Below are 21,990 nucleotides of genomic sequence, written 5' to 3' on the forward strand. Positions count from 1 at the left end.
GTCCCTTCGACCTTGGATACTTCACAGATGCCCCGCGTGCTCCTGATAGAAGACGACCCCTCCGTCCGCGAAGGCGTCGAGCTCGGGCTCCGGCGCCGCGGGCACGAGGTGCGCACCGCCGCCACCGGGGAGGCCGGGCTCGACGCGCTCGTGGAGTTCCGGCCGGATCTGCTGCTGCTCGACCTCATGCTGCCCGGCATCAACGGCGTGCAGGTCTGCCGCCGGGTCCGCGAGAGCAGCCAGCTGCCGATCATCATGCTGACCGCCCGCGGCGACGACTTCGACGTCGTCATCGGTCTGGAGGCCGGCGCCGACGACTACATCGTCAAGCCCGCCCGTACCGAGGTCATCGAGGCGCGGATACGGGCCGTGCTGCGCCGCATCGAGGAGCCGGCCGGCGGCCGGGCCGCCGTCGAGTTCCACGGGGAGCTGGCCATCGACCGGGCCGGTCTCACCGTCGCCAAGGCGGGCGAGCGGATCGCCCTCGCCCCCTCCGAGCTGAAGCTGCTGCTCCATCTCACGGCCGCGCCCGAGCAGGTCTTCAGCCGGCAGCAGCTCCTCGAACACGTCTGGGAGCACAGCTACCACGGGGACGCCCGGCTGGTCGACGCCTGCGTCCGCCGGCTGCGGAACAAGATCGAGGACACCCCGGGCGACCCCCGCTACATCCAGACCCTGCGCGGCTTCGGCTACCGCTTCGGTCCGCTGGGACCGCAGTGAAGGCCTGCGTCACCCCGGACGAGGACACCGGGGACGAGGGGCCCGGCGGCCACGCCGGTCATGACGGTCACGGAACGACGGGGCGCGGGCGCGCGTCCCGGCGCGGGGGCCGGAGCCCGCGGCTGCGGCCGCACCCCTTCGGGCTCCGCACCCGGCTCGTCCTCGCCTTCCTGCTCGTCGCCGCCGTCGGCTGCGGCACCACCGCCGCGCTCACCTACCGGGCCGCCCGCAACGCCATCCTGGAGCAGACCCAGGACACCGCCGTCTCCGCCTTCCGCGAGCAGATCGACGCCCTCGGCACCGAACTGCCCGTCAACGCGGAGAGCCTGCGGGACTCGCTCATGCTCGTCGCCCGCCAGGGCAAGCCCCGCGCCTGGCGCGTGTACGCCGAGTACGGCACCCTCCGCCTCTCCTCCACCGACCGGCCCACCTCCTCCGTCATCACCCCGGAGCTGAGGGCCCGCGCCGCCGACGACGAGGCCGTCCCGCACGGCAGTTTCCAGCGGGTGGTCAAGAACGGCACCCCGTACCTCACGATCGCCGTTCCCGCCGTCTTCCTGGCCCGCTCGCCCGACGGCCCCCCGCAGCGCACCGGTCTCGTGTTCTACGCCGTCATGGAACTCGACGAGGAGGAGGCGAACGTCGAGGCGATGGTCGCGGCCGCCCGCGACGGCGCCCTGCCCGCGCTCGCGGTCGCCCTGATCCCCGCCCTGATCGCCGCGCGCGGCGTGCTCCGGCCCGTACGGGAGCTGCGCCACGCGGCCCACAGCATGGGCCGCGGCCGGCTCGACACCCGTATCCACGCCAAGGGCAGCGACGAACTCGCCGACCTCGCCCGGACGTTCAACGAGTCCGCCGCCGAGCTGGAACGTTCCGTCACGGAACTCCGCAACGCCGAGGCCCGCGCCCGCCGCTTCGCCTCCGACGTCTCGCACGAACTCCGCACCCCGCTCGCCGGGATGCTCGCCGTCACGGAGGTCCTCGACGAGGACGCCGGGAGCCTCGACAGCGACACCGCCCGCGCCGTCCGTCTGATCAGCGCCGAAACCGGGAAGCTCGCCGTTCTCGTCGAAGACCTCATGGAGATCTCCCGCTTCGACGCCCGCGCCGCCGAGCTGCACACCGACGAGGTCGACGCAGCCGACTGCGTCCGCAAGACCCTCCAGCACCGGTACTGGACCGATCCGGCGCAGGTCGTCCCGTACCTCACGGAGGGGATCAGGGCCCGGCTCGACCCGCGCCGCTTCGACGTGGTCGTCGCCAACCTCGTCGGGAACGCGCTGCGGCACGGCGGGGCGCCGGTGACGGTCCGGCTCTGGGCGGAGGGGGAGCAGCTGGTGACGGAGGTCGCCGACCGGGGCCCCGGTATCCACCCGGACGTCCTGCCGCACGTGTTCGACCGCTTCTACAAGGCGGACCGGGCCCGTACCCGCTCGGCGGGCAGCGGCCTCGGCCTCGCGATCACCCTGGAGAACGTACGGCTCCACGGAGGCACGGTCACGGCCGCCAACGACCCCGAGGGCGGGGCCGTCTTCACCGTGCGGATGCCGCTGTGAACGGCCCGGAAGCCACTCCCGTACACCGCCGCCGGGCGGGTGGAGCCGGTGGAGCCGCGAAGCGCCGTAGTGCGGCCGCCGTCGCCCTGCTCGCCCTGCTGGCGCCGCCCGCGCTGGCCGGCTGCGGCATACAGAAGACCGACGTCGTCGAGGCGGGCGGGGCGGCGACGCTCCATGTCGGGCCGCCGCTGCCCGAGGAACGGATCGTGCTCTACTTCGTCGGCCCCGACGGCCGGTCGATGCCGGTGGCCCGAGATCTCGGCCTGCCCTTTCCGGACACCGCCCCCCCGTCGGGCGACTCGGCAGAACACGTCCCGACCGACGTGTTCGGTCCCGGCTACGAGATATCCCGCGACGACCTGAACCGCGGCGGGATCGTCACCGACAAGATCCTCGCCATGCTCCTCGCCGGCCCCAGGGAGAACGAGAGGGCGGCGGGCATCACCACCGTCCTGCCCGCGGCGAAGGGGGTGACCGTGCTGCAGGACTCGAAGGGGACCCCGGCGCGTCGGCTGATCTGGGTCCGGACGCCCTTCCCCGTCAAGAAGCTGTCGGAGGCGGCCGTCCGCCAGCTGGTCTGCACGACCGCCTACGCGGAGCACCCGGCCGGCCTGGTCGAGGTGTCGCTCAGCGGCCCGGACGGGATCCTGCCCACCGCCCGCTGCGACGGGTAGCCGCGGCTCAGGCCGTCCGCAGGTCGGCGAGGACCGCGTCGGTGAACGGCGGCCAGGCCTCGACCGCCCACGCCCCGAAGGGCCGGTCGGTCAGCGCCACGCACGCGGCACGCGCGTCCGGGTCGATCCACAGGAACGTGCCGGACTGCCCGAAGTGCCCGAAGGCACGGGGTGAGGACGTGGCGCCCGTCCAGTGCGGGGACTTGCCGTCGCGGATCTCGAAGCCGAGGCCCCAGTCGTTCGGCCGCTGGTGCCCGTAACCGGGGAGGATGCCGGTCAGACCGGGGTACGCGACGCTCATCGCGTCCAGGACGGTGCGCGGGTCGAGCAGCCGCGGCGCCTGCACCTCGGCGGCGAACCGCACCAGGTCGTCGACGGTCGAGACGCCGTCCTTGGCCGGCGAGCCCTCCAGCGTCGTCGACGTCATGCCCAGCGGCTCCAGGACCGCCTGGTGCAGGTACTCGGCGAAGGGGATGTCGGTCGCCTTGGCGAGATGGTCGCCGAGGGCCTCGAAACCGGTGTTGGAGTAGATCCGGCGGGTGCCCGGCGCGGCCATGACCCGGTTCTCGTCGAACGCGAGCCCCGAGGTGTGGGCGAGGAGATGGCGTACGGTCGCGCCCTCGGGACCGGCCGGCTCGTCGAGGTCGATCGCCCCCTCCTCGTACGCGACGAGGACGGCGTACGCCGCGAGCGGCTTGGTGACGGAGGCGAGCGGGAAGCGCTGCCCGGTGGGGCCGTACGACCCGGCCGTGGTGCCGTCCGCGCGGACCACGGCGGCCGCCGCGGTGGGGACGGGCCAGTTCTCGATCGACGCCAGGCTCGGCACGCTGCTCTGCATGGGGCCGAGCCTACTTGCTTGGAGTGCACTCCAACGTTTTAGCGTGGGGGTCATGAGCGTGATGGCGAGCATGAGCACGACGACAGACACGAATACGAGCACAGGCACCAGCGGTACCCGGATCCCCCGGGCGTACTACACGATCAGCGAGGTCGCGGCCCTGACCGGGCTCACCGCCCACACCCTGCGCTGGTACGAGCGGATCGGACTCATGTCGCACGTCGACCGCTCGCACACCGGCCAGCGCCGCTTCACGGAGCGGGACCTGGGCTGGCTCGCCTTCGTCGGCAAGCTGCGGCTGACCGGGATGCCGGTCGCCGACATGGTCCGGTACGCGGAGCTCGTCCGCGAGGGAGACCACACCCGCGACGAACGGCGGGAACTCCTGGAGACCACCCGACGTGACGTGCTCTCCCGGATCACCGAACTCCAGGACACGCTCGCCGTGCTCGACATCAAGATCAGTCATTACGGGACCGCATGCGGAGGCACATCTTCATGACCAACGTGACCAGGATCGACACCATACGGCTCGGCGGCCAGGACGGACCCGGGATCGGCGTCCAGGGCTTCGGCGCCATGGGCATCAGCGAGTTCTACGGCGACACCGACGAGGCCGCCGCCCGCGACACCCTCGACGCGGCCCTGGAGGCCGGCGTCACCCTGATCGACACCGCCGACGCCTACGGCAACGGCGCCAACGAGCGGTTCCTCGCCCCGTTCCTCGCCGCCCACCGCGACGAGGTCACCCTCGCCACCAAGTTCGCCCTCGAACGGCGCGCCGACGACCCCTCCTACCGGGGGATCCGCAACGACCCCGCGTACATCAGGACCGCCGTCGAGGGCAGCCTGAGCCGCCTCGGCATCGAGGCCATCGACCTCTACTACATGCACCGCCGCGACCCGGAGGTCCCGCTCGCCGAGTCCGTCGGCGCGATGGCCGAACTCGTCCGGGAGGGCAAGGTCAAGTACCTCGGCCTCAGCGAGGTCACCGGGCCCGAACTGCGCGAGGCCCACGCCGTCCACCCGATCGCCGCCCTCCAGTCGGAGTGGTCGCTCTTCTCCCGGGACGTGGAGCGCAGCGCCGTCGGCGCCGCCGCCGAACTCGGCGTCACCGTCGTGCCGTACTCGCCGCTCGGCCGAGGCTTCCTCACCGGATCCTTCGCCGACGCCACCAAGGACCTGGCGGGCGACGACTTCCGCCGGCACCAGCCCCGGTTCACCGGCGAGAACGCGGAACGGAACGCCGCCCTGCTCGACCCGGTCCGCAAGATCGCCGCCGCGCACGGCGCCACCCCCGCGCAGATCGCCCTCGCCTGGGTGCAGCAGCGGGCCTCCGTGCACGGCCTGACGGTCGTCCCGATCCCCGGCACCCGCAAGCGCTCCCGCCTGGAGGAGAACGCCGCCGCCACCCGCATCACCCTCACCGGGGCCGAACTCGCCGAACTCGAGCCGATCGCCGGTCTGGTGGCGGGCGACCGCTACCCGGACATGCGCTTCACGGCGGTGTCGCGCGAGGTCTGAGGGACCGCGCGTCACACGAGCCCCAGGGCGAAGGCCGCGAACCCCGCCGCCAGCAGCCCCGCGAGGGTGCGCCGGCCCGGGCCGGTCCTCGCCCACGGCGACTCGAACCCGCGCGCGTACCGCCCGATCAGGACGAGCAGTCCGGCGAAGACCGGCATCCACGCCAGCCGTGCCAGGATCCAGCCGACCGAGTCCGGCCCGCCGACCAGACCCGGGACCTCCCCGAGATACGAGGCGGGGATCGCCGCGCTGAGCATCGCCGTCTGGTGCCAGCACAGGATCGTCATCGCCGAGAGGTTGACGACCACGACCGGCGCCCACAGCGCGGGCCGCTTCAGGAGCCTGCCGAGCCGGTCCCTGAGCAGGATCGCGGCGCCGCTCTGCGTGGCGGCCAGGGCGAGGACGAGCAGCGACGGGGGGTGGGAGTTGGTGCGGGCCTCGCCGGGGACGCCGACCATCGAGGCCGGGTAGCCGAAGGCGAGCAGCAGGGCGGCGAAGAGCGCGGCCCCGCCGATCAGCAGCCCCCAGGCGTGCCGCCGGGTGACCCGGCCCTCGCCCCAGGAGACGCCGAGCTGATACGCGAAGAGCCAGCCGGGCAGGATGTTGAGGAGGCTGAGCCAGGACGGTACGGCGTCGGCGTACGGGCCGTACCGCAGGAAGTCGACGACGGCCACCGAGCCGAGCAGCGGGGCCGCGGCCCACACCCCGAGGCGGCGGGCCACCCGGACGCACAGCGGGGTGAGCGCGGTGACCACCGTGTACACCCCGACGAACCACAGCGGCTGGATCACCAGCGTGGACGCGGTCCGCAGGGTGTCCACGGGCACGTCGAACCCGAAGTGCAGCACGGGCAGCAGCACCGCCCAGACGGCGGTGACACCGAGGACCGGGCGGCCGAGCCGAGCGAGCCGGCCACCGAGCCACGCGCGCGTGGAGCCCTTCCTGCGCCGGTACGAGAGGACGGAGGCGTAGCCGCCGACCAGGAAGAAGATCCCCAGCATCTGGAGGACCCAGCTGACCGGCGCGAGCCCCGCGAACGTACCCAGCGGGCTGGCGTTGTGGATGGCCCCGTCGGAGGAGAGCGTGAAGCCGCCGAGCAGCCAGTGCCCGGTGGGCACGGCCAGCAGGGCCAGGGCGCGCAGCCCGTCGATCGCCCGGTCGCGGTGGGCGGGGGTGCCCGACTCGATCTTCCGGGTCGTGCGGCGGGCCATGGTCGCGAGGGCGCTCATCGGACGTCTCCCTCGGCGCGGGCGTCGGCGGCGGTGCGGATGCCGTCGGTGCTGCGGACGGAGCCGTCGGTGGTGCGGATGCCGTCGGCGGTGCCGGCGGAGCCGTCGGCGATCGCGGCGAAGGTGCGGAGGGAGGAGGTGCCCGGCGCGAAGTAGCCGCCGTGGCCGGCCGCGTCGTCCGCCGCGATCCGGCGGGCGCCGAACGCCGGTTCGGTGGGGTCGGCGCCGTGCCCGAGGTCCCCGACCTCGACGTTCGGGATCCGGTCGATCCAGTCGGTGGGATCCTTCGCCGCCCAGACGCGGGCGGCGGTGCCGAGCTCGTTCACGTTCCCGGCGCGCATCCCGGGGGAGCCGAAGACCACCAGGTCCTTGGCCTTCAGATCGCGGGCGGCGAGGCCGCAGACCACGGAGCCGTAGCTGTGGCAGAACAGGGACGGCTCGGGCGCCCCGACGGCCGCGAGACCGTCCGTGAAGCGGGTGAGCCGGCCCGCCCCGGCCTCGGCGAGCCGGCCGGTGGCCGCGTCCAGACCGACGCCGACCGGGGTGGTGTACCCGGCCCAGGCGACGACCGCCGTGTCCCCGCCGGTGGCCCGCCGCAGCGAGGCCGCCATCTCGGTGAGCGGCCGCACGTGGCCCGCGTCGACGTCCGAGCCGGGCACGATCACCGCGACGTGCTCGGCCCGCGCCAGATCCCCGTACACCAGGGCGACCTGGCCCCGGCCGCGCGTGTCGTGGGCCAGCACCCGCGCCCCGCCGAACGCCCCGCGCGTGGTGCGGGCGTTGGCCTCGTACCGCAGCTCCAGCGGCGCCCCGTCGAGGTTCCCGACGACCGTCGGGTGCGTCCGGGCCAGCTCCCGCTGCCGTACGGGGCTCAGGCCGGCGAAGAACCGCGCCACCCCGGCCGGGTCCATCCGCTCCGGGTCCGGCAGCCCGGCGGCCCGCCACTCCGCCGTACCGACCGGCGCCCCGGTGACGGCCTCCTGACTGTCACCGGACGCCCAGCCGGCCGTCCCGCCGATCACGGCGGTCACCAGGGCCGCGGTGATCAGGGTCCTCGAAATACGGCGCATGGGGTCGCCCTCCCTCTCCGGTACTCGCTCGTTCGCTGGCGAGAGGAAGGTAGGAAGACGACGGGTGACGGCACGTCACACCGGGGAGCCAACTCCCGTCTGATACCGGGGTAGGGGGAGGAGGAGCAGGCAACACCAGGTGGGGGGTGGGGTTTTCCCCCGGGGGACAGCTACCGGGACGTCAGGACGTGCCCGGGGTCACGAGCCCCGGCTGCCCGGACGTCAGGACGTGCCCGGGGTCACGAGCCCCGACTCGTACGCGAAGACCACCGCCTGCGCCCGGTCGCGCAGGTCCAGCTTGGCGAGGACCCGGCCGATGTGGGTCTTCACCGTCTGCTCGGCGAGGACGAGGTGGTCCGCGATCTCCTGGTTGGACAGGCCACGGGCGATGAGTTCGAGGACCTCGGTCTCGCGCGGGGTGAGCCCGTTCAGACGCAGCGCCGTGGTGTCCTTGCGCGGCGCGGGCCGGGAGGCGGCGAAGTCGGCGATGAGCCGGCGGGTCACGGACGGGGCGAGCAGGGCCTCGCCCGCCGCCACCACCCGCACCGCCGCGATCAGGTCCGCCGGCGGCGCGTCCTTCAGGAGGAAGCCGGACGCGCCGGCGCGCAGCGCCTCGTACACGTAGTCGTCCACGTCGAAGGTGGTCAGCATGAGGACCTTCGGCCGGTGGGTGACCCCGGTCGGCGGGTGGAGGATCTCCCGCGCGGCGGCGAGCCCGTCCAGCTCCGGCATCCGGACGTCCATGAGGACCACGTCCGGGTGTGTCGAGCGTGCCACGTCGACGCCCTGCCGCCCGTCCGGGGCCTCGCCCACGACGTCGATGTCGGGCTGTGCGGCGAGCAGCGCGGCGAATCCGGCCCGCACCATGGCCTGGTCGTCGACGATGATCACGCGGATGGTCACTCGGAGTCCTTGGCGGTCGTGGGCGGGGTCGGAGACGTGACAGGCGCCGGGTCCCGGGCCGGGGGTGCCGCCACGGCGGGGGCCGGGTCCGGGGTCAGCGGCAGCCGTGCGGCGACCCGGAAGCCGCCGTCCGGCAGCGGCCCGGTGTCCAGCGAGCCGCCCGTCAACCGTACGCGTTCCCGCATGCCGACGAGCCCGTGCCCGGTGCCGGAGGCGCCGCGTTCGACCGCGGAACCCGCCTCCGTCGAGGGCCCGTTGACGACCAGGACCGTCAGCCATCCGCCGTCCGCCCGGATCGACACCCGGGTCGACGCCCCCGGTGCGTGCCGGACGATGTTCGCGAGGGCCTCCTGCACGATCCGGTACGCGGACAGGTCCACCGCCTGCGGTACGTCGCCGAGGTCGGCGGCGAGCCGCAGCTCGGCCGGCACCCCGGCCCGTACGGTCGCCTCGACGAGCTGCTGGACCCGGTCGAGGCCCGGCTGCGGGGCCCGCTCGCCCTCGCTGCCGTCACTGCGCAGCACGGACAGCAACCGTCGCATCTCGGCCAGCGACTCGCGCGCGCTCGACGCGATCGAGGTGAACTCCTCGCGCGCCGCGTCCGGGAGGTCCGGGATGCGGTACGGGGCGGAGTCGGCCTGCACGGTGATCACCGACATGTGATGGGCCACCACGTCGTGCAGCTCGCGCGCGATCCTGGCCCGCTCCTCCAGGAGCGTGCGGCGGGAGCGCTCGGCCTCGCTGATGGTCTCCTGCTCGACGAGCCGCCGCTGGGCGTCGCCACGCGCGCGTACCGCCGAGGTGAGGAGGAGCAGCACCCCGCTGAGGACGACGAGCAGGGTGTGGACGCTGGTGTACCCGGCGGGCCGGAAGACCTCCAGGACGTACCCGGCGACGCCGGTCGCCAGCCACACCCCGAACAGCGCCCGGCGGGTCTCGCGCAGGCCGAGCGCGATCATCAGCGCGCAGTAGCCGACGACGATCGGCGGGGTCCAGGGCCAGAGCTCGGCGCGCGGTCCGTCGGCGGCGAGCAGCACGACCGCGCCGAGCACATCGGCGGCGAAGATGATCCACCAGGCCTGGAGCGGACGGGCGACGGCGAGCAGCAGCGGCGCGGTCTGGGCGGTGCCGATGGCCCCGGCGAGCGCGCCGTTGACGCCGTAGTCCCCGGCGAGGAGGTGGACCGTGGTGGGGAGCAGCGAGGCGACGAACGCGAGGGCGACGGCGTACGGCAGCAGGCGCACCCACCGCGAGGAGGCGTCGGCGAGGAGGGGCGCCCCCGGGGTGGTGGGTGTGGTGAGCGCGGTCCCGAGCCCCTGGAACATCTCGCGTGTCCGGGTGCTGAGCTGCCGCAGGGTGGGGGTGGGCGGCTCGTGCCGCGGTTCGGTAGCCATGACCAGCTCAGGGTAGGCAGGAGGCCCGGTCCCCGACGTCATACCGGGGACCGGGCTCTGTCCTGATACCGGGGTATGACATCGGGGGTGCGGCTCCGGCTGCGGCTCCTGCTACAGCTTGGGCGGCAGCTCCGGCCGTAGCTCCGGCCACAGCCCCAGCTCCGGCTGCTCCGGCTCGGGCTACAGCTCCGCGAGGAGTTCCGCCTTCTTCGCCGAGAACTCCTCGTCCGTCACCAGTCCCGCCTGGTGCAGTTCACTCAGGTGCCGAATCCTTTCAGCGACGGCCCCGGGAGCGGCGGCCGTACGGGCCGGGACGCGGTCCGAGGTCCTGATCGCCGCGAGGACCGCCGCCGCGAAGGGGAGGGACAGGTGCACCGGCCCGTACCCGAGGCCGAACACGACGGAGGCGGGGTCACGGTCCGGCTGGGGCGCGCGGGGTTCGCCACCCCGGGGAACCAGCCGCAGATGCCCGTCCAGGACGTCCGGCGAGCGCCACTCGACCCCGCAGAGATCCCGTACGTGGAAGAACTGGTCACCCGCCTTCCACTTCTCGGAGGACGCTCCCGTCCAGGACCAGCGGAACGAGACCTCCGACTGCCCGTCGAAGCTCGCCTTCCCGTCGTAGGCCTTGAAGGACTGCGGACCCTGCGGAGGCGCCACGAGGAAACGGTCGGCGGGCGTCACGTCGCCCCCGTCCGGGGGGTCGTCGGAGTACGCCGCCCCCGCCGTCCCGGGCCCGATCACGGCCCGCAGCTCGTCCCGGTAGTACTCGGCGAGCGTCTCCCGGTCCGCCGGCAGCACCAGGCGGTACGGGTCGCAGTTCTCCGAGAGCTGCCCCGCGGCCGCCTCCATCAGCGGATCTGCGCCCGGTCTCGGCACGGCGTGCAGCACGGTCGTGCCCCGCTTGCCGGGCGAGAGCGTCACGGACGCCAGCGCCTCGTGCGGTACACGTCGTTCGCGCAGCACGCCGAAGAGCCTTGGCGCACGGTTCCCCCGGTCGAAGCGGATGACGAGGGCGTCGCTCTCGAACTCCCAGGTGGCATGAATTCCGGCCAGCACATCACCCATACGCCTCATCGTAAGCGGCGCGTGCCCGTGCGTCGCCCCCGCGAAAGGTCCGGAAATTACGTGATCTACGCGCGTCAGCGCCCTTCCGTACCGGATATTCCCCCGTGGCAAGCGCTGTCGGCACGTGCGCAGACCAGCTCCCCGTAGGAGCCGACGCCTATCGCGGCGAAGTTGCCGAGGCTCTCGGTCCCCGGCTCGAAATAGCCGCTGTGGCCGACGGCGCCGCGCGCCGAGAGCAGCCGGGCGCCGAACTCCGGGGCCACCGGGTCGGCTCCGTGCCCGACCCCGCCCACCTCCAGGTGCGGCACGCTCGCGATCCAGTCGTCGGCGTCCCGCATCGCCCACACGCGCGCGGGGGTGCCGAGCTCCGCCGCCCGCTCCACCCGCATCCCGGGGCTGCCGGCCACGGCCAGGTCCGTCACCCGGGCGGGCAGCCGGGGCGCGGCGACCCCGCAGAGCACGGAGCCGTAGCTGTGGCAGAACAGCGCCACGCGCGCGTCGCCGGGCAGTGCCTCGGTCAGCCGGACGAGCCGTGCGGCGCCTCCCTCGGCGAGGCGACCGGTCATGGCGTCGACGCCGACCCCGGCCGGCGCGGTGTAGTCGGCCCAGGCGATCACGGCGACCCTGGCGCCGGGGGAGGCCTGCCGCTCGGCGCGGTACAGGGACTGGGCCATGCCGGCGGGAGCCCCGTACCGGCCGTGGGTCTTCTGGAAGGTGAGGAGGTTGGTGTCGACGCCGGGCACGATCACCGAGACGTGCCGGGCCCGCGCAAGGTCCCCGAGGACCTCGGCGGTCCGCCCCGTACCGGTCGGGTCGAAGGCGAGGATCTGCCGGTCGGGCCGCATCAGCGAGACGAAGCGGTCGAGGCGGCGCTGCGCCTCGTGCCGTCCCTCGGCGGAGAGCCGGGTGTCGTGGATCCTGCCCTGTTCGACGGTGAGCGCACGGCCGAGGGTGATCCGGTTGGCGCGGTAGCGCAGGGAGACCGGGGCGCCGTCGAGGTTGCCGACGACGAGCGGATGCCGTTCGGCGAGCCCGGCCGCGCGCGCGTGGCCGAGCCGGGCGAAGAACGCGGCTATGCCCCCGGCGGAGGTGTTCGGTCCGGGCAGGGGGCGGTGGTCGATCCGGTCGCGCGCCCAGGCGGCGAGCGCGGCCTCGCGGGACGGACCGGGCACCGGACGGTGCTTGATCGTCGTCCAGCCCGTGGTCGTGAGCAGCACGAACACGACGGCGAGCGCGAGCAGGGTGCGCAGGACGACGAGCGTGGGGGAGTCGGCTTCGACGGGGGTCACGGGCGGCCACCCTACGGGTCGTGGGTGAACGACCCGACCGCCGCCGACCGCGCAGCGCTACGTCCGGTCGCGCCAGCGGGGTGCGAGGGCCGGTGCCAGATGGTCCAGATACCGCTCGGTGAGGGCGCGGATGGCCTCCAGGCTCTGGTCCGTGCCCCGTCCCCACATCTGCCCTGTCACGCGCATCACACCGCTGAACGCCGCCACCGCGATCCGCGGGCGCGGGTCCGCGTCGACGTCGAGGCCCTCCCGCTCGGCGATGATCCGGGCGAGGGTCTCCTCCATCTCGGTGGAGCGGCGCAGATGGACGGCGAGCAGCGCGGGTGTCGACTCGATCATCTGGAAGGTGCGCAGATACAGCTCCAGCGGTACGACCTCGGTGATGGCGTCGCCGATGGTGTCCCAGCCGGACAGCACGGCGTTGCGCATCGCGTCGAAGGGGCCCTCGCCGGGGGGCCGCCGCCTGAGGGCCTCGACGAAACGCTCCTCCACCATCTGCTGGACGGCGAAGGCGACCTCCTCCTTGGAGGAGAAGTAGCGGAAGAAGGTGCGCTGGGAGACCTCGACGGTGTCGACGATCTCGTCGACGGTCGTCCGCTCGTAGCCGTGCGCGGTGAAGAGTTCGAGGGCCACCTTGATCAGCGCCTCGCGCGTACGTTGCTTCTTCCGCTCGCGCAGACCGGGCAAGGTCACGTCAGGGTCCTCTTTTCGCGCATTTCGTCCAGCTCAGCGTACCTGTGAGCTACGTGACAGTTACCGGCGCGTGAATCGCTTTGTCAATTGTCAGTGACTGTCACTAGCCTCCTTCGCATGACTAGTCAGATCACCGTGGAAAAGGCCCCGCAGGGTCAGGGGGACGCCCGGGAGCCCGTACCGGCCCCGGCGAAGGGACTGCGTGGCCATCCGTGGTTGACGCTGTTCGGAGTCGCGGTCGGCGTGATGATGGTCGCGCTCGACGGCACGATCGTCGCCATCGCCAACCCCGCCATCAAGACCGACCTCGGCGCCTCCCTCGCCCAGGTCCAGTGGATCACCAACGGCTATCTGCTCGCGCTGGCCGTCGCCCTGATCACCGCCGGCAAGCTCGGTGACCGCTTCGGCCACCGGCAGACCTTCCTCATCGGCATCGCCGGCTTCGCCCTCGCCTCCGGCGCCATCGGCCTCTCCGACTCCATCGGGGCCGTGATCGCCTTCCGTGTCCTCCAGGGCCTCTTCGGCGCCCTGCTCATGCCGGCCGCGCTCGGCCTGCTGCGGGCCACCTTCCCCGCCGAGAAGCTGAACATGGCCATCGGCATCTGGGGCATGGTCATCGGCGCGTCCACCGCGGGCGGCCCGATCGTCGGCGGCCTGCTCGTCGAGCACGTCAGCTGGCAGTCCGTCTTCTTCATCAACGTGCCGGTCGGCATCGTCGCGCTCGTCCTCGGCCTGGTCATCCTCAAGGACCACCGCGCGGAGAACGCGCCGCGCTCCTTCGACGTCCTCGGCATCCTGCTGCTCTCCGGCGCCATGGCCTCCCTCGTCTGGAGCCTCATCAAGGCGGGTGAGTCCTGGGGCTGGTCGAGCGGAAAGACCTGGGGCGGCCTGCTCGGCGCGGTGCTGCTCTTCGCGGTCTTCGCCTTCTGGGAGACCAAGGTCAAGGAGCCGCTCATCCCGCTGGCCATGTTCCGCTCCGTGCCGCTCTCGGCCGGTGTGGTGCTGATGGTCCTGATGGCCTTCGCCTTCATGGGCGGCCTGTTCTTCGTGACCTTCTACCTCCAGGGCGTGAAGGGGCTCAGCCCGGTCGACAGCGGTCTGCACCTGCTTCCGCTGACCGCGATGATGATCGTCTCCTCGCCGCTCGCGGGCGCGCTGATCACCAAGTTCGGCCCGCGGGTGCCGCTGGTCGGCGGCATGGTCTGCACGGCCGTCGCGATGTTCGGCATGATCACGCTCTCCGCCGGCACCGGCACCTTCGTCATGTCCCTCTGGTTCGCCCTGCTCGGCCTCGGGCTCGCCCCGGTCATGGTCGGTGCCACCGAGGTCATCGTCGGCAACGCGCCCCTGGAGCTCTCCGGCGTGGCCGGCGGTCTCCAGCAGGCCGCCATGCAGGTCGGTGGCGCGCTCGGTACGGCGGTGCTCGGCGCCGTCATGTCCTCCAAGGTCGCCGGCGCCTTCGAGGGCAACTGGAAGGACGCCGGCATCCCGGCCCCGGTCAACCCGCAGCTGGAGCAGGCCGCCGAGTTCGGCATGGCCCCGCCGGAGCTGGCCCAGGCGCCGGGGATGACCCCCGATCTCCTCCAGCGGATCACCGGTGTCATCCACGACACCTTCCTCGACGGCATGGGCCTGGCCTTCACCGTCGCCGGTGTCGTCGCCGTCGTCGCGGCCCTCGTCGCCACGCTCACCAAGCGCGGCGAGAACGCGGAGGCGGGCGGCATGGGCGGTCACATCTGAGGTCCGGTCCGGCGTCCCGCGGGGTCCCCGTGGGCTGACGTCCTTCGGGGTTCCCGTGAGGGGCCGTCACCCGTTCGCGTGAACGGGGGCGGCCCCTCTTCCGTCTTGGGGTGACCTCCGCCATGCTTTTGGTTACGGAGAGTGACCAAACGGGGGTTCATCAGCATGTACGTGTATACGAAGACCGCACTGGTCGTCGCGGCCGTCCTGACCGCCTTCCTCGCGGTTCCGGCGGCGGCCGTACCGTCCGGGACCGCCTTGGGGGCCTGCGGGCCGGGGCGGCTCTGCCTCTGGCCCAAGCCCGACTTCAAGGGCAGGGCGCAGAGTCACGAGCTGGCGACGACCGACATCGAGAGCTGTGTCGCGCTGCCGCCGGGCACCTCGGCCCAGTCCCTCGCCAACCGCACGGGACGGCCGGTGACGACGTATCAGTCCGCCGAGTGTGCGGAGGCGGGGGAGTTCGAGACCTACCCGGGGCGCGGGACCTGGGTGCCGCAGACGCCCTACGAGGTCAGAGCGTTCAAGATCTGGGAGCGGTAGGCGCGGGGACGTCCTGGGGCTCCGGCCCGGGAGCTCCTGCCGGTACAGCTCCTGCCGGTACCGACAGCCGGGCGACCTCCGCGCGCAGTTCGCGGACCTCCCGGGTCAGTGCCTCAAGCAGCTCGGTATGGCGGCGCTCCACCGCGTCGTCGCGGTCGAAGCGGGAGATGAACCAGGCCGCGATGTTGGCGGTGACGACACCGAGCAGGGCGATGCCCGAGAGCATCAGGCCCACCGCGAGGACCCGGCCGAGACCCGTGGTGGGGGCGTGGTCGCCGTAGCCGACCGTGGTCATCGTGGTGAACGACCACCAGACCGCGTCCCCGAGCGTCTTGATGTTGCCGTTGGGGGCGTCCCGCTCGACGTGCAGCACGGCCAGCGAGCCGAACATCATCAGCCCGACGACCGCGCCCGCCACATAGGTGGTGAGCGTTATCTGAGGGGCCATCCGGGCCCGCCGGCCCACGAGGAGGAGGGTGGAGACGACCCGCAGCAGCCGCAGCGGCTGGACCATCGGCAGCAGGACCGCGAGCAGATCGAGGGGGTGGGAGCGGACGAAGGCCCAGCGGGCCGGAGCGAGGGCCAGCCGGACCAGATAGTCGAGGGCGAAGGCCGCCCAGACCGCCCACTCGACATGGGTGCACAGCCGGTGCACCCAGGGCGTGGCGCCGGGAGCCACGATCGGCACGGCGTAGGCGACGCCGAACGCCACGGCCAGCACGAGCAGCGGAGCCTGTGTGCGTTCTTCCCAGCGATCCCTCATGCGGGGAATCGTAGAGAACGCCGAAGGGCGGCGAGACCGAGGTCCCACCGCCCCTCACCAGGTGCGCTGTGCTACCGGAGAACCGCCCGGGGGCTCCCCGAGGGCTGCCGGATCAGGCGTCGCCGCCCGCGGCGCCCGGGTCGGCGGCCGCCACGTCGAGCAGCTGGTAGCGGTCCACCGCCTGCTTCAGGGCCGAGCGCTCGATCTTGCCCTCACGGGCCAGCTCGGTCAGCACGGCCAGCACGATCGACGGGGCGTCGATGTGGAAGTAGCGACGGGCCGCGCCGCGCGTGTCCGCGAAGCCGAAGCCGTCCGCGCCCAGCGAGCCGTAGGGACCCGGCACCCAGCGGGAGATCTGGTCCGGCACCGCCCGCATCCAGTCCGAGACCGCCACGAACGGCCCCTCGGAGCCCCGGAGCTTGCGCGTCACATACGGGACGCGCTGCTCCTCGTCCGGGTGGAGCAGATTGTGCTCCTCGACGGCCACGGCCTCGCGGCGCAGCTCGGTCCAGGAGGTCGCGGACCAGACGTCGGCCCGGACGTTCCACTCCTCGGCGAGGATCCGCTGCGCCTCGATCGCCCACGGCACGGCGACACCGGAGGCCATGATCTGCGCCGGGATGGTGCCCGCCTCGGCCGGCTTGAAGCGGTGGATGCCCTGGAGGATGCCCTCGACGTCCACGTCCGCCGGCTCGGCCGGGTGCTGGATCGGCTCGTTGTAGACGGTCAGGTAGTAGAAGACGTCCTCGGCCTCGGAGCCGTACATGCGGCGCAGACCGTCCTTGACGATGTGCGCGATCTCGAAGCCGTACGCCGGGTCGTAGGCGATACAGGCCGGGTTGGTCGAGGCGAGCAGGTGGGAGTGGCCGTCCGCGTGCTGGAGGCCCTCGCCGGTCAGGGTCGTCCGGCCGGCGGTGGCACCGAGCACGAAGCCACGGGCCAGCTGGTCGGCCATCTGCCAGAACTGGTCGCCGGTCCGCTGGAAACCGAACATCGAGTAGAAGACGTACACCGGGATCAGCGGCTCGCCGTGCGTGGCGTACGCCGAACCGGCGGCGATCAGCGAGGCCGTGCAGCCGGCCTCGGAGATGCCGTCGTGCAGCATCTGGCCGGTCGGCGACTCCTTGTAGGCGAGCAGGAGTTCGCGGTCCACCGCCTCGTACTGCTGGCCCAGCGGGTTGTAGATCTTGGCGCTCGGGAAGAACGCGTCCATGCCGAAGGTGCGGTACTCGTCGGGGGCGATCAGCACGAAGCGCTTGCCGATCTCCTTGTCCCGCATGAGGTCCTTCAGGATGCGGACGAAGGCCATCGTGGTGGCGATCGACTGCTGCCCGGAGCCCTTCCTGGCGGCCGCGTAGGTCTTGTCGTCGGGGAGGACCAGCGGCTTCGCCCGCACGACCCGGGTGGGGACGTACCCGCCCAGCGCCTTGCGGCGGTCGTGCATGTACTGGATCTCCTCGGAGTTCCGGCCCGGGTGGTAGTACGGCGGCAGGCCGTCCTCCAACTGCCGGTCGGTCACCGGGATGTGCAGCCGGTCGCGGAAGCGCTTCAGGTCGTCGACCGTCAGCTTCTTCATCTGGTGGGTCGCGTTGCGGCCCTCGAAGTTCGGGCCCAGCGTCCAGCCCTTGACGGTCTGGGCGAGGATCACCGTCGGCTGGCCGGCGTGCGCCTTCGCCGCCGCGTAGGCCGCGTAGATCTTCTTGTGGTCGTGACCGCCGCGGCCCAGGTGCAGCACCTGCTGGTCGCTCATGCCCTCGACCATCGCCCGCAGCCGGTGGTCGTCGCCGAAGAAGTGGTCGCGGATGTAGCCGCCGGTCTCCGTGGCGTACGTCTGGAACTGGCCGTCCGGGGTGGTGTTCAGCTTGTTGACCAGGATGCCGTCGCGGTCCTGCGCGAGCAGCGGGTCCCAGGAGCGGTCCCAGATCAGCTTGATGACGTTCCAGCCGTTGCCCCGGAAGATCGACTCCAGCTCCTGGATGATCTTGCCGTTGCCGCGGACCGGGCCGTCGAGGCGCTGGAGGTTGCAATTGACGACGAAGGTGAGGTTGTCCAGGCCCTCACGGGCGGCGATGGACAGCTGGCCGAGCGACTCGACCTCGTCCATCTCGCCGTCGCCGAGGAACGCCCAGACGTGCGACGCGGAGGTGTCGGCGATCCCGCGCGCCTCCATGTACCGGTTCATCCGGGCCTGGTAGATCGCGCCGAGCGGGCCGAGGCCCATCGACACCGTGGGGAACTCCCAGAAGTCCGGCATCAGCCGCGGGTGCGGGTACGACGAGAGCCCGTTCGGGAACTTCGACTTCTCCTGGCGGAAGCCGTCGAGCTGCGTGTCGTTCAACCGGTCCAGGAGGTACGCGCGGGCGTAGATGCCGGGCGACGCGTGCCCCTGGAAGAAGATCTGGTCGCCGCCGTCGCCCTCGTCCTTGCCGCGGAAGAAGTGGTTGAAGCCGACGTCGTACAGCGAGGCCGAGGAGGCGAAGGTCGCGATGTGGCCGCCGACGCCGATCCCCGGACGCTGGGCGCGCGAGACCATGACGGCCGCGTTCCACCGGGTGGCGTTGAGGACCTTGCGCTCGATCTCCTCGTTGCCCGGGAAGAAGGGCTCGTCCCTGGTCGCGATCGTGTTGACGTAGTCCGAGCTGCGCATCTCGGGCACGGCCACGCGCTTCTCGCGAGCCCGCTCGATCAGTCGGAGCATGAGATAGCGGGCCCGCTCACGGCCCCGCTCGTCCACGGCCGCGTCGAGGGAGTCGAGCCATTCCTGGGTCTCTTCCGGGTCGAAATCCGGGACCTGGCTGGGAAGGCCGCCAATGATGATCGGGTTGCGATCGGATCCGGGAGCCACGCTCTTCCTTCGCTGTTCGGTGGTGCCCACGAGGCCACGAAGTGGTCGGGATGTCCATCGTGTACCCCGTGTGCGCCAGACGTCACATTTACCGAGGGGTAACCCCCAGCGGTGTCCTCCACGCGTCTGAGTGCGGTCAAATCGCAACCTTACGCTCAACCCGCGCATGCGTTTCGTCCGGGCGTTCGGCAGACTGAAACCTCAGAAGTCCTTAAACCGGGATGAATCATGTGTGCCTGATCACGGAGCGGGGTCCCTACGGTGCCGGAAGTTGCGGCGAGACGGCCCCAAACGTCACCGTTTCGGCGGTCTCCACGGCCGGGTACTTGCGCGATCCACCCCGGCACGTGTGGACTACGGCCAGCGCCGCGCGCATCACGCGCGGCCAAAGCATTTACCGAATGAGCAGGAGGCAAGCCGTGAGCGCGACCGCGGACCACGCGGAGGAGCGGACCAACCCGGCCGTCAGGCTGGGGTTCGAGCCCGGACAGGTGGTCCAGGAGATCGGCTACGACGACGACGTCGACCACGATCTCCGTGAAGGCATCGAGTCCATCATCGGGGCCGAGCTCGTGGACGAGGACTACGACGACGTCGCTGACGCCGTTGTGCTCTGGTTCCGCGACGAGGACGGCGATCTCACCGACGCCCTGGTGGACGCCATCGGTCTTCTGGAGGACGGCGGCACCATCTGGCTGCTGACGCCGAAGACCGGCCGCGACGGCTACATCGAGCCGAGCGACATCAACGATGCCGCGCAGACAGCTGGTCTCTCCCAGACCAAGAGCATCAGTGTCGCCAAGGACTGGACGGGCACCCGCCTGACCGCCCCCAAGCGCTGATCACCACGCTGCGAGAAGCCCCCGCCGGTCCCCCGGCGGGGGCTTTCGTGCGCGCGGGCCCGCCGGACAGCCGGGCCTCGCGGGGGCTCGCACGGACAGGCCGTAGGGTGGGGTTCACCGATTCGGCCCAAGGTCAGGGCCCCGCCGAAGGGATGCGTAGCGATGGCGATCGAGGTCGGCACCGAGGCCCCGGATTTCGCGCTCAAGGACAACCACGGGCGCACCGTCCGGCTCTCCGACTTCCGCGGCGAGAAGAACGTGGTGCTGCTCTTCTACCCCTTCGCCTTCACCGGCGTCTGCGCGGGTGAGCTCGGCGAGCTGCGCGACAACCTCCCGACGTTCGTCAACGACGACACCCAGCTCCTCGCCGTCTCCAACGACTCCATCCACACCCTGCGCGTCTTCGCCGAGCAGGAGTCCCTGGAGTACCCGCTGCTCTCCGACTTCTGGAAGCACGGCGAGGCCTCCCGTGCCTACGGTGTGTTCGACGAGGAGAAGGGCTGCGCGGTGCGCGGCACCTTCATCATCGACAAGGAGGGTGTCGTCCGCTGGACCGTCGTGAACGCCCTGCCGGACGCGCGCGACCTCGGCGAGTACGTCAAGGCCCTCGACGCGATCTGACCTCGGCCGGGGATGCTGCCGGGGACTGCCCGCGGCGCGACCCGGAAGCCCTCCGGGACCCGACACCTGGATTCACCGGGCGAATCGACTGTTTCGAGCGGGAACCCGTCACTAGGATCCACTCGTTGATCCGATGCCAACGCACGACTGGGGGCGCTGCCCCTGAAACCACATGGAGGGACTCGTGGGAGTCAGCCTCAGCAAGGGCGGCAACGTCTCGCTGACCAAGGAGGCCCCTGGCCTCACCGCCGTGACCGTCGGTCTGGGCTGGGACGTCCGGACCACCACCGGTACGGACTTCGACCTCGACGCCAGCGCCATCCTGGTGAGCGCGGAGGGCAAGGTCCGCAACGACCAGGACTTCGTGTTCTTCAACAACCTGAAGAGCGCCGACGGCTCCGTCGAGCACACCGGTGACAACCTCACCGGCGAGGGCGAGGGCGACGACGAGCAGGTCAAGGTCAGCCTGGCCACGGTGCCGGCCGACGTCACCAAGATCGTCTTCCCGGTGTCGATCTACGACGCCGAGAACCGCCAGCAGTCCTTCGGCCAGGTGCGCAACGCGTTCATCCGCGTCGTGAACCAGGCCGGCGGCGCCGAGATCGCCCGGTACGACCTCTCCGAGGACGCCTCGACCGAGACCGCCATGGTCTTCGGCGAGCTGTACCGCAACGGCGACGAGTGGAAGTTCCGCGCCGTCGGCCAGGGCTACGCCTCGGGCCTGCGCGGTATCGCGCAGGACTTCGGCGTCCAAGTCTGAGCCGAACCGTTCGAACCGTCCGGCGCCGCACACATCCCGTGCGGCGCCGGACGTGCCTCATCACCACCGGGGAGGAAACGAATCATGGGCGTCACGCTCGCCAAGGGAGGCAATGTCTCCCTCTCCAAGGCCGCACCCAACCTCACCCAGGTCCTCGTCGGGCTCGGCTGGGACGCGCGCTCCACCACCGGAGCCCCCTTCGACCTCGACGCCAGCGCGCTGCTGTGCCAGGCCGGACGGGTGCTCGGGGACGAGTACTTCGTGTTCTACAACCAGCTGCGCAGCCCCGAGGGCTCGGTCGAGCACACCGGCGACAACCTCACCGGAGAGGGCGACGGGGACGACGAGTCCCTGATCGTGGACCTCTCCAAGGTGCCGGCCCACTGCGACAAGATCGTCTTCCCGGTGTCGATCCATGACGCCGACAATCGGAGCCAGAGCTTCGGTCAGGTCAGCAACGCGTTCATCCGCGTCGTGAACCAGATGGACGGCCAGGAACTCGCCCGGTACGACCTCTCCGAGGACGCCTCCACCGAGACCGCGATGATCTTCGGTGAGCTCTACCGGTACAACGGCGAATGGAAGTTCCGTGCGGTCGGCCAGGGGTACGCGTCCGGGCTGAGGGGCATCGCTCTAGACTTCGGGGTCAACGTTTCGTAAAGCCGTGTAATTCACGATGGGGCAAACAGTGGTTCTGAAAACCTTCGGCTGGTCGTTCGCCATCACGGCGCTCGGCCTGGTCGCAGCGGTGCTCTACGGGGGGTGGGAGGCGTTCGGGATCGTCGCGATCCTGTGTGTCCTCGAGATCTCGCTGTCCTTCGACAATGCAGTGGTCAACGCCGGAATCCTGAAGAAGATGAATGCCTTCTGGCAGAAGATCTTCCTCACCATCGGTGTGCTCATCGCCGTCTTCGGCATGAG

22 protein-coding genes are annotated in these 21,990 nt (G+C 71.6%); 12 read left to right on the forward strand and 10 right to left on the reverse strand.

Going from position 1 to position 21,990, the window contains the following annotated elements; genetic code table 11:
- Positions 1-27 precede the first annotated feature (27 nt).
- Genes E0F75_RS31355 through E0F75_RS31365 form a run of 3 tightly spaced genes read left to right on the forward strand, consistent with a single transcriptional unit; the run spans position 28 to position 2,950 of the window.
- On the forward strand, positions 28-720 hold the full coding sequence (locus tag E0F75_RS31355; RefSeq protein WP_229314333.1) for a response regulator transcription factor: 693 nt from the start codon (positions 28-30) through the stop codon (positions 718-720).
- Positions 717-2,276, forward strand: a complete 1,560-nt coding sequence (locus tag E0F75_RS31360; protein ID WP_374115457.1) for a sensor histidine kinase — start codon at positions 717-719, stop codon at positions 2,274-2,276. The genes E0F75_RS31355 and E0F75_RS31360 overlap by 4 nt, the downstream gene beginning before the upstream one ends.
- On the forward strand, positions 2,273-2,950 hold the full coding sequence (locus E0F75_RS31365) for a hypothetical protein (RefSeq protein WP_229314334.1): 678 nt from the start codon (positions 2,273-2,275) through the stop codon (positions 2,948-2,950). Before E0F75_RS31360 ends, E0F75_RS31365 begins: the two co-directional genes overlap by 4 nt.
- 7 nt (positions 2,951-2,957) lie before the next feature.
- Here E0F75_RS31365 and E0F75_RS31370 read toward each other — a convergent pair whose 3' ends face one another.
- Complete coding sequence (locus tag E0F75_RS31370; protein WP_229314335.1) at positions 2,958-3,788, reverse strand: serine hydrolase; 831 nt, start codon at positions 3,786-3,788, stop codon at positions 2,958-2,960.
- 61 nt (positions 3,789-3,849) lie between these two features.
- Here E0F75_RS31370 and E0F75_RS31375 point away from each other — a divergent pair, with 61 nt between their 5' ends.
- Both E0F75_RS31375 and E0F75_RS31380 read left to right on the forward strand, forming a co-directional pair.
- The gene (locus tag E0F75_RS31375; protein WP_374115459.1) at positions 3,850-4,290 is read left to right on the forward strand and encodes a MerR family transcriptional regulator; all 441 of its coding nucleotides are present in this window, start codon (positions 3,850-3,852) and stop codon (positions 4,288-4,290) included.
- Positions 4,287-5,312: an aldo/keto reductase gene (locus E0F75_RS31380; RefSeq protein WP_229314337.1), complete on the forward strand. Its 1,026-nt coding sequence runs from the start codon at positions 4,287-4,289 to the stop codon at positions 5,310-5,312. The genes E0F75_RS31375 and E0F75_RS31380 overlap by 4 nt, the downstream gene beginning before the upstream one ends.
- A gap of 11 nt (positions 5,313-5,323) precedes the next feature.
- Here the strand turns inward: E0F75_RS31380 and E0F75_RS31385 are convergent, their stop codons facing one another.
- The 7 genes from E0F75_RS31385 to E0F75_RS31415 form a co-directional block, all read right to left on the reverse strand.
- Positions 5,324-6,541: an acyltransferase gene (locus E0F75_RS31385; RefSeq protein ID WP_229314338.1), complete on the reverse strand. Its 1,218-nt coding sequence runs from the start codon at positions 6,539-6,541 to the stop codon at positions 5,324-5,326.
- On the reverse strand, positions 6,538-7,611 hold the full coding sequence (locus tag E0F75_RS31390) for an alpha/beta hydrolase (protein WP_229314339.1): 1,074 nt from the start codon (positions 7,609-7,611) through the stop codon (positions 6,538-6,540). The genes E0F75_RS31385 and E0F75_RS31390 overlap by 4 nt, the downstream gene beginning before the upstream one ends.
- A gap of 222 nt (positions 7,612-7,833) precedes the next feature.
- On the reverse strand, positions 7,834-8,514 hold the full coding sequence (locus tag E0F75_RS31395) for a response regulator transcription factor (protein WP_229314340.1): 681 nt from the start codon (positions 8,512-8,514) through the stop codon (positions 7,834-7,836).
- Entirely contained in the window at positions 8,511-9,908 is a 1,398-nt protein-coding gene (locus tag E0F75_RS31400) for a sensor histidine kinase (protein ID WP_374115458.1), read from the reverse strand. The genes E0F75_RS31395 and E0F75_RS31400 overlap by 4 nt, the downstream gene beginning before the upstream one ends.
- Before the next feature lie 180 nt (positions 9,909-10,088).
- A complete protein-coding gene (locus E0F75_RS31405) occupies positions 10,089-10,976 on the reverse strand; it encodes a DUF4429 domain-containing protein (RefSeq protein WP_229314341.1) in 888 nt (295 codons plus the stop codon).
- A 74-nt stretch (positions 10,977-11,050) separates the two neighbouring features.
- On the reverse strand, positions 11,051-12,265 hold the full coding sequence (locus E0F75_RS31410; protein WP_229314342.1) for an alpha/beta hydrolase: 1,215 nt from the start codon (positions 12,263-12,265) through the stop codon (positions 11,051-11,053).
- A 57-nt stretch (positions 12,266-12,322) separates the two neighbouring features.
- Positions 12,323-12,958, reverse strand: a complete 636-nt coding sequence (locus E0F75_RS31415; protein WP_229314343.1) for a TetR/AcrR family transcriptional regulator — start codon at positions 12,956-12,958, stop codon at positions 12,323-12,325.
- A 117-nt stretch (positions 12,959-13,075) separates the two neighbouring features.
- Here E0F75_RS31415 and E0F75_RS31420 point away from each other — a divergent pair, with 117 nt between their 5' ends.
- Together E0F75_RS31420 and E0F75_RS31425 are read left to right on the forward strand one after the other, a co-directional pair.
- On the forward strand, positions 13,076-14,698 hold the full coding sequence (locus tag E0F75_RS31420) for an MFS transporter (RefSeq protein ID WP_229314344.1): 1,623 nt from the start codon (positions 13,076-13,078) through the stop codon (positions 14,696-14,698).
- Between the two features lie 165 nt (positions 14,699-14,863).
- Positions 14,864-15,238, forward strand: a complete 375-nt coding sequence (locus E0F75_RS31425) for a peptidase inhibitor family I36 protein (protein ID WP_229314345.1) — start codon at positions 14,864-14,866, stop codon at positions 15,236-15,238.
- Here E0F75_RS31425 and E0F75_RS31430 read toward each other — a convergent pair.
- Together E0F75_RS31430 and aceE are read right to left on the reverse strand one after the other, a co-directional pair.
- The gene (locus E0F75_RS31430) at positions 15,219-16,001 is read right to left on the reverse strand and encodes a potassium channel family protein (RefSeq protein WP_229314346.1); all 783 of its coding nucleotides are present in this window, start codon (positions 15,999-16,001) and stop codon (positions 15,219-15,221) included. The two genes, E0F75_RS31425 and E0F75_RS31430, sit on opposite strands and share 20 nt — an antisense overlap.
- Positions 16,002-16,113: 112 nt before the next feature.
- Positions 16,114-18,846: a pyruvate dehydrogenase (acetyl-transferring), homodimeric type gene (gene aceE / locus E0F75_RS31435; RefSeq protein WP_229314347.1), complete on the reverse strand. Its 2,733-nt coding sequence runs from the start codon at positions 18,844-18,846 to the stop codon at positions 16,114-16,116.
- Positions 18,847-19,265: 419 nt separating this feature from the next.
- On the opposite strand from aceE, the gene E0F75_RS31440 reads away from it, so the two are divergent.
- The 5 genes from E0F75_RS31440 to E0F75_RS31460 all read left to right on the forward strand — a co-directional run.
- Entirely contained in the window at positions 19,266-19,688 is a 423-nt protein-coding gene (locus tag E0F75_RS31440; RefSeq protein WP_030321821.1) for a DUF3052 domain-containing protein, read from the forward strand.
- A 162-nt stretch (positions 19,689-19,850) separates the two neighbouring features.
- Positions 19,851-20,309: a peroxiredoxin gene (locus tag E0F75_RS31445; protein WP_229314348.1), complete on the forward strand. Its 459-nt coding sequence runs from the start codon at positions 19,851-19,853 to the stop codon at positions 20,307-20,309.
- A 184-nt stretch (positions 20,310-20,493) separates the two neighbouring features.
- Positions 20,494-21,069 carry a TerD family protein gene (locus E0F75_RS31450; protein ID WP_229314349.1) on the forward strand — a complete coding sequence of 192 codons (576 nt, stop codon included), beginning with the start codon at positions 20,494-20,496 and terminating at the stop codon, positions 21,067-21,069.
- 84 nt (positions 21,070-21,153) lie between these two features.
- On the forward strand, positions 21,154-21,729 hold the full coding sequence (locus E0F75_RS31455; RefSeq protein WP_073917692.1) for a TerD family protein: 576 nt from the start codon (positions 21,154-21,156) through the stop codon (positions 21,727-21,729).
- A 28-nt stretch (positions 21,730-21,757) separates the two neighbouring features.
- Positions 21,758-21,990, forward strand: a 233-nt coding sequence (locus E0F75_RS31460; protein WP_229314350.1) for a DUF475 domain-containing protein, incomplete at its 3' end; no start/stop codon positions are given.

The organism is Streptomyces sp. CB02980 (assembly GCF_014451325.2).
In the GTDB taxonomy this organism is placed as follows: Bacteria; Actinomycetota; Actinomycetes; order Streptomycetales; family Streptomycetaceae; genus Streptomyces.

Excerpts from the sequence above, each read along its gene's own strand:
- E0F75_RS31420 (WP_229314344.1), top strand. The coding sequence starts at position 13,076 with ATGACTAGTCAGATCACCGTGGAAAAGGCCCCGCAGGGTCAGGGGGAC.
- E0F75_RS31355 (WP_229314333.1), top strand. The coding sequence starts at position 28 with ATGCCCCGCGTGCTCCTGATAGAAGACGACCCCTCCGTCCGCGAAGGC.
- E0F75_RS31390 (WP_229314339.1), bottom strand. The coding sequence starts at position 7,611 with ATGCGCCGTATTTCGAGGACCCTGATCACCGCGGCCCTGGTGACCGCC.
- E0F75_RS31445 (WP_229314348.1), top strand. The coding sequence starts at position 19,851 with ATGGCGATCGAGGTCGGCACCGAGGCCCCGGATTTCGCGCTCAAGGAC.
- E0F75_RS31380 (WP_229314337.1), top strand. The coding sequence starts at position 4,287 with ATGACCAACGTGACCAGGATCGACACCATACGGCTCGGCGGCCAGGAC.
- E0F75_RS31430 (WP_229314346.1), bottom strand. The coding sequence starts at position 16,001 with ATGAGGGATCGCTGGGAAGAACGCACACAGGCTCCGCTGCTCGTGCTG.
- E0F75_RS31375 (WP_374115459.1), top strand. The coding sequence starts at position 3,850 with ATGGCGAGCATGAGCACGACGACAGACACGAATACGAGCACAGGCACC.
- E0F75_RS31385 (WP_229314338.1), bottom strand. The coding sequence starts at position 6,541 with ATGAGCGCCCTCGCGACCATGGCCCGCCGCACGACCCGGAAGATCGAG.
- E0F75_RS31370 (WP_229314335.1), bottom strand. The coding sequence starts at position 3,788 with ATGCAGAGCAGCGTGCCGAGCCTGGCGTCGATCGAGAACTGGCCCGTC.
- E0F75_RS31400 (WP_374115458.1), bottom strand. The coding sequence starts at position 9,908 with ATGGCTACCGAACCGCGGCACGAGCCGCCCACCCCCACCCTGCGGCAG.
- E0F75_RS31405 (WP_229314341.1), bottom strand. The coding sequence starts at position 10,976 with ATGGGTGATGTGCTGGCCGGAATTCATGCCACCTGGGAGTTCGAGAGC.
- E0F75_RS31425 (WP_229314345.1), top strand. The coding sequence starts at position 14,864 with ATGTACGTGTATACGAAGACCGCACTGGTCGTCGCGGCCGTCCTGACC.
- E0F75_RS31455 (WP_073917692.1), top strand. The coding sequence starts at position 21,154 with ATGGGCGTCACGCTCGCCAAGGGAGGCAATGTCTCCCTCTCCAAGGCC.